Here is a 13264-nt window from a genome sequence, read left to right on the forward strand (position 1 = left end):
TATTTATTCGGGTATCGGGTCACGATGGTCTAATAAATGCGAAGTCCTTTTGCTGTAAATATAATCCAATGTTTTGGTACAATTATATAAGTGGCACTAAATGGGGGAATAATAGATGATAGACGACAAAAGAAACAGTATATATCTCAATGCTAGAGCGTGGGTTTTGGAAGCGGGACAACAGATTAGAAACCAAATTAATGAGCCGAGGATCATTGGGACAAAGTCAAACCCTAATGATCTTGTGACAGAGATGGATAAACAAATTGAGGCCTTTCTGGTTGGGAAGATTAAAGAAACATATCCTGAACACTGTATTATCGGGGAAGAGGGTTATGGTGATGAATTAACTTCATTGGAAGGCACGGTTTGGATCATTGACCCAATTGACGGGACAATGAACTTTGTCCATCAACGGAAAAATTTCGCCATCTCAGTTGGTGTTTTTCAGGATGGTGTAGGTGAAATTGGGTTAATATATGATGTGATGTCTGATGTGCTCTATCATGCGAAGCGCTCAGAAGGTGCTTACAAAAATGAGGAAAAGCTTTCGGCTCTAAATGAGGATTTGAAGTTTGAAGAATCGTTGTTAGGTATGAACCATTATTTCCTCTGTCAAAATCGTATGGTGGATGAGGGAGTCATGCAACAGCTCATTCGTGCTGTGCGAGGAAGTAGGACATATGGATCTGCTGCATTGGAATTCGCATATGTAGCAGAAGGAATTATTGATGGATACTTATCAATGCGTTTGGCACCTTGGGATATCGCTGCAGGCATTGTGATTGTAAATGAGGTTGGCGGAATTTCAACAAACCTTGATGGTAAACCACTAAATTTACTAGAAATTAATAGTTTATTGACATGCAATCCACAAATTCAAGAGCAGTTGCTCACCTATATTAAGAAAGGAAGAAAGTGACTGTTCGGGTTCAGTCACTTTCGTTTTCTTTTTAATGAAATTCCATACCCCATCAATGCAAAACCGAGCAGAAGAAATAGGATAATCAACCAGATATTCCGCAAGGCAATTGCAAATCCTACTCCAAAGAACATAGCAACAACTAATAATGCTAATAAAAATAAAGGCCAATTGATTTCTTTCATATTCATACCATCCACCTCGATTTATCTAACATTTGTAGTATATAGTAAACTATTAAAATCTTCAAAGATAAGGAAGATAGCAGTTTGCATGTTAGAATGACCTATGATAAGATGGACAAGTAGCTAAAGGTGGTTGAACATAGCGCTTTATTGAATTTCAAATTGGAATGTTGACATGTTTATCTATCCGTGCTATACTTTAAAAGTTGAATCAATTTAATATGATCTGAAGACAAGTAGAAGCACCCGCTTCTCACCTGATCGACGCCGATGTGCAGTTGACTGGTTCCTGATAAGTTTGTTCTTAAATGATGGGGAGACGTGTGGGTGCATTGTGTACCGACACTTTTTTTATGTGAGTAATAATATATTGTCTAAATGATCAGTAACAAAAATTATTTGGAGGTGGCTAGAGATTAGCAAAGATAATTTAGTTAATGAGAGGATTCGCGCTAGAGAGGTGCGTCTAATCGATTCCAATGGTGATCAACTTGGTGTTAAGTCGCATAAAGAGGCGATGCAAATAGCCCAAACGAGAAATCTGGATTTAGTGTTAGTGGCTCCGAATGCGAAACCGCCAGTTGCCCGAATCATGGATTATGGAAAATTCCGTTTCGAAATGCAGAAGAGGGAAAAGGAAGCACGTAAAAAACAGAAAGTCATTAATGTGAAAGAAGTGCGCCTTACACCTGGAATTGGTGACCATGATTTTGAAACAAAACTAAAAAATGCTAGAAAATTTATTGAAAAAGGCGATAAAGTCAAGGTTGCAGTTCGCTTCCGAGGTAGAGCAATCACTCATAAAGAGTTAGGACGTGAAGTTCTCGACCGCTTTGCTGAAGAAGTAAAAGATATTGCAACAGTTGAGCAAAAGCCTAAAATGGAAGGCCGTAATATGTTTATGATGGTTGCCCCATTAAGCGAAAAATAATCACAGCAATAACTGTTTAATTTTACTTTAGGAGGAATTTAGCATGCCAAAGATGAAAACCCACAAAGGGTCACAAAAACGTTTTAAGAGAACTGGATCTGGAAAAATTAAAAGATCTCATGCATATACAAGTCACTTATTTGCGAACAAATCTCAAAAACAAAAACGTAAACTACGTAAAGGTGCAATGGTTTCTGCAGGAGACCAACGTCGCATCGACTCCATGATTCCTTAAGTTGTGGAGAAACTGAAATAAATCGGATTAGAATTGTACTAGGAGGGAATTTAAAATGGCACGTGTAAAAGGTGGAACAGTAACACGTAAGCGTCGTAAACGCGTACTTAAATTAGCAAAAGGTTATTATGGTTCAAAAGGTAATTTATTTAAAGTTGCAAAACAACAAGTAATGAAATCAGGTCAATATGCATATCGTGACCGCAGACAGAAAAAACGTGATTTCCGTAAATTATGGATCGCACGTATTAACGCTGCTGCACGTATGAACGATATTTCATATAGCAAATTAATGCACGGTCTAAAATTAGCTGGCATTGATATTAACCGTAAAATGCTTTCTGAACTTGCAATCAGTGACGCACAAGCATTTACACAACTAACTGATAAAGCTAAAGAAGCTCTAAGCAAATAATTCAAAGGTCAAGTTCCATTTAATTGGAATTTGACCTTTTTTAATTAGGATATTTATGATGTTGATACAAAGTTCTAATCTTTGGAATTGAAAGAGGACACTTCTATCCAATGTTCGCAGTCCAAATACCTCTCGCTTTCCGCGGGCGGCCGGCAAGCCTCCTCACGAGCAAGCTCGCTGCGGGGTCTCGCCTGGCCTTTACTCCCGCAGGAGTCTCGAGGTATTTGGACTGCTCCATGCTATACGTTTTTTAAGCTCAGCGGATTTTGTTTAATAAAAATGACTGTCTACTTCCGTGAAATTTAAATAAACCACTATGAGTTATTCAATAAATTGGAACCATGATCCAAATATGTTTTCACTGGAAGCAGCCCCCGATACACCGAAGACTCCTTCGGGAGGATAGTCATCGATGAGACCCCGCAGAGCGATAGCCCGAGGAGGCTCATCAGCCGCCTTAGGATGCGCGAAGGTGTATCGGGGGATGCGAGCCTCGGGAAGAAAGTGTCTTCAATCTATTTAAATATTATCTTAAGTAATTTGTTTATGATAAACTAAGAAAATAACAGAAAAAGGAGCTTTATGATGAATGATTCGATTCTTTTATTTGTGATTGCTGTAAATGTGTTTACGTTATTCCTAATGAGGATAGATAAACAAAAAGCAATAAAAGGACAGTATCGGATCCCGGAGAGGACATTCTTTTTATTATCCTTTTTAGGTGGAGCCATCGGTACTTTTTTAGGGATGAAACTATTTCGACATAAAACAAAACATAAGAGATTCACAATTGGTATACCGGTCTTAATTATTTGGAATGCTTTTGCATTTATCTACATAATCAGCAATGTGGCATAATCTAGACAGAGTCCGTCATATAGATAAGTATCAAATTGAATACGAAGGAAGGAGGAGAGGCATGGAGGCGTTGGGAGCGAATCTTCTCACCTATGTGGAAATTGGAGGTTTATTCGCACCGCTGTTATTTATTTGCTTTCATTTGCTGAGGCCGTTATTTTTCATTCCCGTCGTGTTCATTTGTATATCTGGCGGGGTTATTTTTGGACCTGTTGCCGGCAGTTTGTACTCATTGGTAGGTATTACATTATCAAGTATCTTGTTTTATGGAATGTATACGAAAATGCCAAAAGCAATGCAAAGAATCCTTCGGTTGAAACAGCGTATTATCGGTGAAAATAAAGCGTTCACCAGGTCACAAATTATCTTGCTGCGATTAGTGCCATTTATTCATTTTCATTTATTATCCCTTTGCCTAATAGAGATTTCATCCAGTTTTAGAGATTACACAAAAGCCTCCGTATTATCAAATATCCCCTTAGCATTTGTCTACACATCCATTGGTGGAACGATATCTAATTTATCTCCATACATGATTACCGCATTATTGGCCCTGTTATTACTGTTCCTTTATTTATTGCGTAGAAGAGAAATTATTATTAAATGGCAAGACTTTTTCTCTATAGAAAATGCAAAACACACATCAATCAAAGCTTGATGTGTGTTTTTTTCATATGGAGACTTGCACTAATCTATCGGTGTCAGGACTAGCTTGCTGATCGGATGCTTCCATTCAATTTTTGCATATGGATACCGGATAAGTAATTCATTTTCTAAGAAATACAAATCTTCTCTCGTGATTCCATTTAACTCAATAGAATTAGACACAGTAATATGGATATTAGTCACTTCAAAAGAGTTTTCTGCAACTCCTACATATTTTTCTCCTTCAAACGCGCAGCCTTTATATACGAAGCGTAGATTTTTTTTACTATTGCCCTGTTCATCATAAAGATAAAATTGTTTTAAATCCTTCGCAATCCGCATTTTTCTTTCTGGACTTCTTAGGTATTCAACCCATGTATAAACAAGGAGAATAATTGCAAGCAGAATAAGAATACGAAATAATAGTACAAGCATGTGTGATCGTCTCCTTACTTGTTATCTAGTTCCACTACGAATTAGGGGATAGAAAGGTTTCACTTTTATAAAAAAAACATGCTACAATGATAAAAATGAGGTGTATATAATGAACTGGGAAAAACTTTATTCCATGCAGAAAGAACTTGATACTTACATACTTGAAAATCATGATTTAAGAGATAGGGACTTATTTAATGAAAAGTACTTAGCATTTCTTGTTGAGTTAGGTGAACTTGCCAATGAAACGCGCTGTTTTAAGTATTGGAGTACAAAAAAATCTAGTGAAAGACAAGAAATTCTTGCAGAATACGTGGATGGTATTCACTTTTTATTATCTATCGGTTTAGATACTGGTTACCAGATTAAACAACTGGATTCAAAGGGTAAAGAAAATACAGCTACAGAACAGTTTAATGAGGTGTTTTCGATTGGGGCATTGTTTAAACAACAGCCTACCTTCCAAAACTATGAAAATTTATTCGAGGAATATATTAACCTTGGAGAAGTCCTCGGATTTACAAAGAGAGAAGTATATGAAGCGTATGTCAAAAAGAATGAAATTAACTTTGAACGACAAGACAAAGGTTACTAATATAAAAATTTTTTCATTTTTGATATTTCTCTGATATAGGTTTATACTAGTGGAGGATTAAGAAGAGAGGATGTACAATTATGGCAAAATTAGATGAGACATTGACGATGTTGAAAGATTTGACAGATGCTAATGGAATTCCTGGTAATGAAAGAGAAGTGCGGGAAGTCTTTGAAAAGTATATTACTCCTTATGCAGATGAAGTGACAACAGATAACCTAGGTAGTTCTATTGCGAAAAAAGTAGGCGATGAAAATGGACCTAAAATAATGGTCGCGGGTCACTTGGATGAAATTGGGTTTATGGTAACACGTATTGATGACAAAGGGTTTGTATATTTCCAAACGGTTGGTGGCTGGTGGAATCAAGTAATGCTTGCCCAACGGGTGACAATCATGGGCTCGAAAGGGAATGTTACAGGTGTCATCGGCTCTAAACCACCTCATGTACTTTCGCCGGAAGCTCGTAAAAAACCATATGAAATCAAAAATATGTTCATTGATATTGGAGCTTCAAGTAAGGAAGAAGCAGAAGAGTTCGGTGTATTACCAGGACAATCAGTCGTACCATACTTCGAGTTCACTCCATTAAAAAATGAGAAGATGTTAATGGCTAAAGCTTGGGATAACCGGATAGGTTTGGCGATTGCGATTGAGGTTTTAAAACAACTTAAAGATGTTGATCATCCTAACGTAGTTTATGGAGTAGGTACAATTCAGGAAGAGGTTGGTCTCCGCGGTGCGAGAACTTCTGCTCACCAAATTGAACCGGATATCGGATTCGGAGTCGATGTAGGGATTGCTGGTGATACACCTGGTATTTCTTCTCACGAAGCGGATAGTAAACTAGGTAAAGGCCCGCAAATCGTTCTTTATGATGCTTCTATGGTTTCCCATAAAGGCTTACGTGATTTAGTTGTAAAAACAGCGGATGAAAATGAGATTCCATATCAGTACACATCGATTGCTGGTGGAGGGACAGATTCAGGTGCAATCCACTTAACAGCAAATGGAGTACCATCATTGTCTATTACAGTGGCAACTCGTTATATCCATTCCCATGCTGGTATTCTGCACCGGGATGATTTTGAAAATGCGGTTAAATTAATCGTGGAAGTAATTAAAAAGCTTGATAGAGATACGGTAAAAGAGTTAATTTTAGCATAAAACAAGTAGAAAAAGCAAGGTGGTTCAGCACCTTGCTTTTTCTACTATGCTAAATAACTATTCATAACCTTTGATACATAATTTCTTGTTTCTGAAAATGGCGGTATACCTTGATATTTATCGACATTTCCTGGTCCGGCATTATAGGCGGCAAGAGCCAGCTCAATATTTTGATTATAGCGATTAAGCATCTGTCTTAAATATTTGGTTCCCCCAAGAATATTCTCACGAGGATCAAATGAATTCACAACACCTAATCCTCGAGCGGTGGTGGGCATCAACTGCATTAAACCTTGAGCTCCAGAAGAACTTGTCGCGTTAGGATTGAAGCTGGATTCCGCTTTAATCACACTGTATATGAGGCTTTTATCGACCTTATACTTTTCACTGGCTTCATTAATATAATCGTCAAAATCAGTTGATTTTTGAGTGCTCACTTGAGTCGGATAGTAGGTTGGCTGGATATAATTCAACTGCATGGGCTTCATAGTAGTGTTTTGCGTCATGCTTGAATGATTCATTATATTAGCTTGGTTAATCTTTTCTTGAAGCAGTTGTTTAAAAGCAAGTTCTGCAAACGAAGCTGTGGACTTTGTCCTGGAAGGACTTGAAGTCATTGTTTGTAATACTTGGAACTGCATAACCTGTTGTAAATCTCTGATTTCCATGAGAGTCATCCCTACCTTTTCTACTAACCATTTTACTAGTTATTAGAAAGAAGTTCAATGCTTCGTGACAAAAGCCTTACAGAAATAAGTCTGTAAGGCTTTATTTTAAATGAATCTATTTTCCTAAATCTTCTTTTGTCGGTCCCATGACTCCCGGAACTTTAAGTCCTGCTTGGCGGAGCAGTACCGTCATTTGCCCACGATGGTGAGTTTGATGGTCTATTAACGTCCGAAGTATTTCTCCTCGAGCAGTCGGTCTTCCGTGTTGGTCTACTTCTTCAATCAGACTTGCATCGTTAAACTCTTTCCTTACAAGCTCGCTTAATTCACTGCTGACCGCTTGATAGCCGTTTACAATTTCGCTGGCAGTTGCTGGAACGCTCTGTCCATTATCTGGATTCGTAAGATCTAGTTTTAAAAGACCCGCAAAGTAAACTGGTGCAGTAGTGAGATGCCATCCGAGCCAGCCTAGAGTATTATGACCTTCTACAATCGCTTGATTCAACGATTCGTCTGTCATAGCCTCCAATACTTTTAATGTCCCATTACTTGCCGATGTCCAATCATTAATAAAGTCGTCTACTTTTCTGTACATATAAATAACCCCTTTCGTTTTTTTGTTGATTTACCACCAGTTTATCATGAATATTTCATATGTTGAAATCCAAGAAATTAAAAAAACTAACAATCATTGATTTTCTCAATAATTGTTAGCTTTTATTCCTTGTCAAGGAAATGTACAGTAAGATTTGCTCATTATATGGTTTCTCACTTTACCCTTGTGCAGCTGCTTCTTTTACTCCAGACTCTAAGCTTTCTACCATTTCTTGTTTCATCTCTTCGTCAGCTTGTTGCCAAATTAATTCGAACAACACACCTAATCCAGGGAGCATTTTTTCTTCTCCATTTTGGATGGCATCAACAATTGTAGCTTCCAGCTGAGATTGGTCATTTGTAGAAATGTTGCTGAGTATCGCTTTTCGTAAATTTAAATCCATAAAATTTTCCTCCTTGATTCGTAATCATTAGGATTAGTTTGACCGATTGATGATAAAGTATGTATGATAATAAAAAAAGAGTCAGAGGATGAAGACGTTGATTACATCGTTAACAAATGAAAAAGTGAAATATTGGCGAAAACTGCATAAGAAAAAAGGAAGAAAAGAAAATAAAGTATTTCTAGTCGAAGGTCTCCATTTGATCGAAGAAGCTTGGAATAGTAAACAAGTTATTATAGAAATCATTGCAGAAGAAACAGTTGAATTGCCAAGATGGAGTGGAAATATACCGGTAGAACGGGTTTCAAAACAGGTGTTTGAACATATTTCTCAAACGATGACACCACAAGGAATCGCAGCAGTTGTACAAATTCAGCCACAACGGGAAATGAAAGGTAATCAATTTGTCTTACTCGATGCCATTCAAGACCCAGGAAATTTGGGCACAATCATTCGAACCGCTGACGCGGCTGGTATGGATGCTGTTATTTTAGGAAAGGGTACTGTAGATATATTCAACGATAAAGTTGTTCGGGCGACTCAGGGATCGCTGTTTCATATCCCGATTTATGAAGCGGATTTAGTGCATAAAGTGGATGAGCTCCAAAAAGGTGGGTTCGACATATGGGCAACTGCTCTGGAAAAAGCAGACTACTATCATGAAGTAGAGGTGCCTGATAAGGTTGCAATCATTTTGGGGAATGAAGGTGCTGGAGTACATCCGGATTTAATTGAGCTTGCCGATAAGCGAATCAAGATACCCATTTATGGTAAAGCAGAATCGTTAAATGTCAGCATTGCAGCAGGTATTCTGATGTATCATATCAAACAATAGGCTTGCAAGCTTGTTGCAAATTATCTATAATACATTTAGTGATAAATAATAACAATAAAAATATTTTAAAGCATTGAAGGAGCTCGGTTGTATTCACAGCAACATTACAGGGAAGAAATGTCCTAGACTGTAAACATTTCTAATGTTGGAATATGACCAATTCACTCTGGAGCTGGCACTAGGACCTTGCACATTTGCAAGTAAAAGTGAATCCGGATTTTTGTCCGTTATCAAAATGGAGTTGGACAGTTATATGACTGTCAACAAGGGTGGTACCGCGATCAATAGCCTCGTCCCTTTTCAGGGATGGGGCTTTTTTGTGTTTAACTGAGCTTCAAGAACGGCTATTACACTGTCTGTCCATTTTGTAAATCTGACGAGCATCACTGCTTTTTTATTTTAATTGGGTTAAATAAAGGAGGAATTTGTAATGAAGGAACAGTTGGAAGCACTCCAGCAAGAGGCGTTGGCAAAAATTAATGACGTAAATGAAATGAAAAACCTTCAGGATATCCGTGTAGCTTATTTAGGCAAGAAAGGTTCTATCACAAAAGTTTTAAAAGGAATGGGAAAACTTTCTCCAGAAGAACGCCCGGTAATTGGGGAGGTTGCTAATAATGTACGCAATGCGATTACAGAAGCGGTCGAAGAGAAAGCAGCTGAACTTGAAGAAATTGCGTTAAATAAGCAATTGGAAGAAGAAACCATTGATGTGACTCTTCCTGGTCGAAAGGTCAATGTTGGTGGGCCGCATCTATTGACCAGCATTGTTGAAGAAATTGAAGACTTGTTTATAGGAATGGGGTATGAAGTGAAAGAAGGTCCTGAAGTAGAAACGGACTATTATAATTTTGAAGCATTAAATTTACCGAAAGACCATCCAGCTCGTGATATGCAGGATTCGTTTTATATCACAAATGAATTATTGCTACGTACCCACACTTCCCCTGTACAAGCGCGTACGATGGAAGCCTATAAGGGTCAAAAACCTTTCAAGATGATCTGCCCTGGAAAAGTGTATCGACGGGATAGTGACGATGCAACGCATTCACATCAATTCACTCAAATTGAAGGACTGCTTGTCGATAAGAACGTTCGCATGAGTGATTTAAAAGGAACTCTCGATAAGTTTGCTAAACATATGTTTGGTGAAGACCGTGAAATCCGTTTACGCCCAAGTTTCTTCCCGTTCACAGAACCATCTGTTGAAATGGATATATCTTGTAAGGTGTGTAACGGCGAAGGTTGCAGCATTTGTAAAGGGACAGGATGGATTGAAATTCTAGGCGGCGGTATGGTTCATCCGAAGGTTCTAGAGATGGGAGGATATGACCCTAAGGTATATAGTGGATTTGCATTTGGAATGGGACCAGAAAGAATTGCCATGTTGAAATACGGTGTTAGTGATATTCGGAGTTTCTATACGAATGATATCCGTTTCTTAAAACAATACCATCACGCTTAAGGAGGAAATGACAGTGTACGTATCCTATAATTGGTTGAACCAATATGTTGACTTGGGAGGAATATCTCCTGAAAAACTAGCTGAGAAAATTACAAAATCTGGAATTGAAATAGAAGGAATTGAATATTTTGGTGAAAAAGTTACGGATGTAGTGGTAGGTCATGTCTTATCATGCGAACAACATCCGAATGCAGACAAGTTAAGTCTTTGCCAAGTGGACGTTGGAACGGAAACGTTACAAATCGTATGCGGGGCTCCAAATGTCGCTGAAGGACAGAAGGTGGCAGTCGCGAAGCCAGGAGCAGTTTTACCAGGTGGTTTTAAGATTAAAAAAGTAAAACTGCGTGGTGTAGAATCGAATGGTATGATTTGTTCTCTCCAAGAGTTGGGTGTAAAAGAGAAGTTTGTTCCACAAGAGTTTGTAGACGGTATTTATATTTTCCAGGATGATGTTGAGATTGGGCAAGATGTCACGCCATTACTGAATCTAAATGATGCTGTACTTGAGCTTGATGTTCTTGCAAACCGCGCTGATGCATTAAGTATGCTTGGAGTGGCCTATGAGGTGGCTGCTATCCTTGATAAACCTGTCGATTTGCCGACAGAAACCACAAATAGTAATGAATCTGAGGATGCTAAAGACTATATTTCGGTTGAAGTGGAGGCAAATGACCTCAACAAATACTATAGTGCTTTTATCATTAAGGATGTTGTAATTAAGCCATCACCACTTTGGATGCAAAATTATTTATTGGCAGCGGGTATCCGTCCAATCAACAATGTCGTTGATATAACGAATTATGTTCTGTTGGAATATGGCCAGCCACTGCATGCATTTGATTATGATAAATTTGCATCGGATAAAGTACTTGTACGTCGTGCAAATGATGGCGAAGGGATCGTAACACTAGACGGACAAACTAGAAAGCTTAGCAATGATGACCTTGTTATTACGAATGGTTTGGTACCGACAGCACTTGCTGGTGTAATGGGAGGTTTGGATTCTGAGGTTACAGATGAAACCTCAACCATCTTGCTAGAGGCAGCTTACTTCGATGGCACTACAGTTAGAAGGACTGTTAAGAAAACCGGTTTACGTAGTGAATCAAGTACACGATTTGAAAAGGGAGTAGATCCTGAACGCGTAAAAAGAGCTGGATTAAGAGCTTGTTACCTATTAGAGAAATATGCTGAGGGTAAAGTGCTTCAAGGTGTTAGTGAATATGATGATCTTGATTACTCAGAAAAAACAGTCGTCATTGAAACGAATCATGTTAATAACCGACTGGGCTCTTCCATTTCAGATGATGAAATAGCTGCTATTTTATCAAGGTTGCAATTTTCATTTGAACAAGATGGATCCGAGTTTACGATTCATGTTCCGACAAGAAGGCAAGATATTTCGATATTTGAAGATATGCTAGAAGAAATTGCAAGAATCTACGGGTATGATCACTTACCATTTACGTTGCCTGAAGGAACTGGCCAAGTTGGTGCTTTAACTGAATATCAACAATTGAAGCGTAAAATTAGAGCTTATCTGCAAGGTGTCGGTCTAATGGAAAACCGAACATATTCCCTAATCAGTGAACATGACGTAAATAAATTGATTAGCCCTGAAATTCGTGAACAGAACCCGGTTCCTATTGCGCTTGCCAAGCCGATGAGTGAAGATCACAAATACCTTCGTTTGAGTATTTTACCTGGTTTAGTCCGTTCATTAACATACAATCTGGCAAGGAATCATGCAGATGTTGCATATTATGAAACAGGTGCTGTCTACATCTCAAAGGAAGAGAAGATTACGAAACAGCCACAGGAGAATTTACGAGTCGCTGGTGCTGTCACGGGTAACTGGGTGGATCATAAGTGGCAAGGTGAAGTAAAGCCAGTAGACTTCTACGTAGTAAAAGGAATTGTGGAAGGGTTATTTGAACAATTAAAATTAACAGTGAAATTTGAGCAAGCTAAATTAGAAGATATGCATCCAGGGCGAACCGCAGTCATTAAGTTAGAGGATCAAGTTGTGGGCTTTCTCGGTCAACTACACCCGATTCTCGCCAAAGAGGCTGATTTGAAAGAAACATACGTATTTGATATCAATCTTGATTCAGCACTCGAGGCTTATGAGAATGAGCCAAGCTACGTTGAGATTCCTAAATATCCAGCGATTTCCAGAGATATTGCATTTATCTTAGATAAGAGCACTTCTGCGGGTGATGTAAAGAATCTAATTGAAAGTGTTGGCGCACCATTGGTTCAATCCGTTGAAATATTTGATTTGTATGAAGGTGAACACTTAGAAACTGGTAAGAAGTCAATCGCTTATCATCTCGTTTATCAAGATCCAGAGAAGACGTTAAAAGACGAAGAGGTTGAAGCTTCATATCAAGAAATTGTCAAGGCTGTCGAAAGTCAATTCAATGGTTATGTCAGATCGTAAAGGATCCTGCGTTGTTGCTGCATGTCATGTGGCAACAACGCTTTTTTCTACATGTTTGAAGTGTTTTTTTATGCGTATATGTAAACGAAGAATCCTGGAAAACATGATATTTACTATAGGCTATACCGTAAAAATACTTCTTTTTACAAACAAATAATGATATGATAAATGGTAGTAATTTTGGCGGGGGGATCAGAACAGCATGACAGAACCTGATAAAAATAGAATTACCGTAGAAATATATAATAAAACCTATACCATAATGGGTGATGAACCAGCTAGTCATGTGAAGCTAGTTGCTGATCTTGTCGATCAGAAAATGAATGAGATCAGACGCCATAATGGACATTTAGATACTACAAGACTTGCAGTACTGACAGCAGTTAATACAATGAACGACTATGTGAAATTAAAAGCTGATTACGCTAAATTGGTAGGGTCGATCAAGAGGAAAGAGGATAAGTAGCT

General features: G+C 38.2%; 17 protein-coding genes and 1 other annotated feature. Of the genes, 12 read left to right on the plus strand and 5 right to left on the minus strand.

Annotation, left to right across the window (positions count from 1 at the left end; all coding sequences use genetic code 11):
- Window positions 1-115: 115 nt before the first annotated feature.
- Entirely contained in the window at window positions 116-922 is an 807-nt protein-coding gene (locus M3210_RS06345; RefSeq protein ID WP_251512543.1) for an inositol monophosphatase family protein, read from the plus strand.
- Between the two features lie 14 nt (window positions 923-936).
- Here M3210_RS06345 and M3210_RS06350 read toward each other — a convergent pair whose 3' ends face one another.
- Complete coding sequence (locus tag M3210_RS06350; RefSeq protein WP_251512544.1) at window positions 937-1113, minus strand: DUF5325 family protein; 177 nt, start codon at window positions 1111-1113, stop codon at window positions 937-939.
- Window positions 1114-1335: 222 nt separating this feature from the next.
- Window positions 1336-1465 (plus strand) — a sequence feature (ribosomal protein L20 leader region).
- Between the two features lie 57 nt (window positions 1466-1522).
- On the opposite strand from M3210_RS06350, the gene infC reads away from it, so the two are divergent.
- The 5 genes from infC (at window position 1523) to M3210_RS06375 (ending at window position 4204) form a co-directional block, all read left to right on the plus strand.
- Window positions 1523-2038 carry a translation initiation factor IF-3 gene (gene infC / locus M3210_RS06355; RefSeq protein WP_349774326.1) on the plus strand — a complete coding sequence of 172 codons (516 nt, stop codon included), beginning with the start codon at window positions 1523-1525 and terminating at the stop codon, window positions 2036-2038.
- A 43-nt stretch (window positions 2039-2081) separates the two neighbouring features.
- Window positions 2082-2273: a 50S ribosomal protein L35 gene (rpmI, locus tag M3210_RS06360; protein ID WP_251512546.1), complete on the plus strand. Its 192-nt coding sequence runs from the start codon at window positions 2082-2084 to the stop codon at window positions 2271-2273.
- 55 nt (window positions 2274-2328) lie between these two features.
- The gene (rplT, locus tag M3210_RS06365; RefSeq protein ID WP_251512547.1) at window positions 2329-2688 is read left to right on the plus strand and encodes a 50S ribosomal protein L20; all 360 of its coding nucleotides are present in this window, start codon (window positions 2329-2331) and stop codon (window positions 2686-2688) included.
- A gap of 585 nt (window positions 2689-3273) precedes the next feature.
- Window positions 3274-3546, plus strand: a complete 273-nt coding sequence (locus M3210_RS06370) for a DUF1294 domain-containing protein (protein ID WP_251512548.1) — start codon at window positions 3274-3276, stop codon at window positions 3544-3546.
- A 61-nt stretch (window positions 3547-3607) separates the two neighbouring features.
- Entirely contained in the window at window positions 3608-4204 is a 597-nt protein-coding gene (locus tag M3210_RS06375) for a TVP38/TMEM64 family protein (RefSeq protein ID WP_251512550.1), read from the plus strand.
- Window positions 4205-4233: 29 nt separating this feature from the next.
- Here M3210_RS06375 and M3210_RS06380 read toward each other — a convergent pair whose 3' ends face one another.
- Window positions 4234-4626, minus strand: coding sequence for a sigma-w pathway protein ysdB (locus tag M3210_RS06380; protein WP_251512551.1), 393 nt, complete (start codon window positions 4624-4626; stop codon window positions 4234-4236).
- 109 nt (window positions 4627-4735) lie between these two features.
- Between M3210_RS06380 and M3210_RS06385 the strand changes: the two genes are divergently transcribed.
- Window positions 4736-5221 carry a dUTP diphosphatase gene (locus M3210_RS06385; RefSeq protein WP_251512552.1) on the plus strand — a complete coding sequence of 162 codons (486 nt, stop codon included), beginning with the start codon at window positions 4736-4738 and terminating at the stop codon, window positions 5219-5221.
- A gap of 80 nt (window positions 5222-5301) precedes the next feature.
- Entirely contained in the window at window positions 5302-6387 is a 1086-nt protein-coding gene (locus M3210_RS06390; protein ID WP_251512553.1) for a M42 family metallopeptidase, read from the plus strand.
- Between the two features lie 44 nt (window positions 6388-6431).
- Here M3210_RS06390 and M3210_RS06395 read toward each other — a convergent pair whose 3' ends face one another.
- From M3210_RS06395 to sspI, 3 genes are all read right to left on the minus strand, one after another.
- Window positions 6432-7055 (minus strand): lytic transglycosylase domain-containing protein, encoded by a 624-nt coding sequence (locus tag M3210_RS06395; protein ID WP_251512554.1) that lies wholly within the window; start codon window positions 7053-7055, stop codon window positions 6432-6434.
- A gap of 115 nt (window positions 7056-7170) precedes the next feature.
- Window positions 7171-7650 (minus strand): DinB family protein, encoded by a 480-nt coding sequence (locus M3210_RS06400; protein WP_251512555.1) that lies wholly within the window; start codon window positions 7648-7650, stop codon window positions 7171-7173.
- A 178-nt stretch (window positions 7651-7828) separates the two neighbouring features.
- Window positions 7829-8053: a small acid-soluble spore protein SspI gene (sspI, locus tag M3210_RS06405; RefSeq protein ID WP_251512556.1), complete on the minus strand. Its 225-nt coding sequence runs from the start codon at window positions 8051-8053 to the stop codon at window positions 7829-7831.
- Between the two features lie 88 nt (window positions 8054-8141).
- Here sspI and M3210_RS06410 point away from each other — a divergent pair, with 88 nt between their 5' ends.
- From M3210_RS06410 to zapA, 4 genes are all read left to right on the plus strand, one after another.
- Window positions 8142-8888 carry a TrmH family RNA methyltransferase gene (locus M3210_RS06410; RefSeq protein WP_349774324.1) on the plus strand — a complete coding sequence of 249 codons (747 nt, stop codon included), beginning with the start codon at window positions 8142-8144 and terminating at the stop codon, window positions 8886-8888.
- Between the two features lie 430 nt (window positions 8889-9318).
- Window positions 9319-10353, plus strand: a complete 1035-nt coding sequence (gene pheS / locus M3210_RS06415; RefSeq protein ID WP_251512557.1) for a phenylalanine--tRNA ligase subunit alpha — start codon at window positions 9319-9321, stop codon at window positions 10351-10353.
- A 13-nt stretch (window positions 10354-10366) separates the two neighbouring features.
- On the plus strand, window positions 10367-12796 hold the full coding sequence (gene pheT, locus M3210_RS06420; protein ID WP_251512558.1) for a phenylalanine--tRNA ligase subunit beta: 2430 nt from the start codon (window positions 10367-10369) through the stop codon (window positions 12794-12796).
- 202 nt (window positions 12797-12998) lie between these two features.
- Window positions 12999-13262: a cell division protein ZapA gene (zapA, locus tag M3210_RS06425; RefSeq protein ID WP_251512559.1), complete on the plus strand. Its 264-nt coding sequence runs from the start codon at window positions 12999-13001 to the stop codon at window positions 13260-13262.
- The last annotated feature ends 2 nt before the right edge of the window (window positions 13263-13264 follow it).

The organism is Oceanobacillus luteolus (assembly GCF_023715655.1).
Lineage (GTDB): Bacteria > Bacillota > Bacilli > Bacillales > Amphibacillaceae > Oceanobacillus > Oceanobacillus luteolus.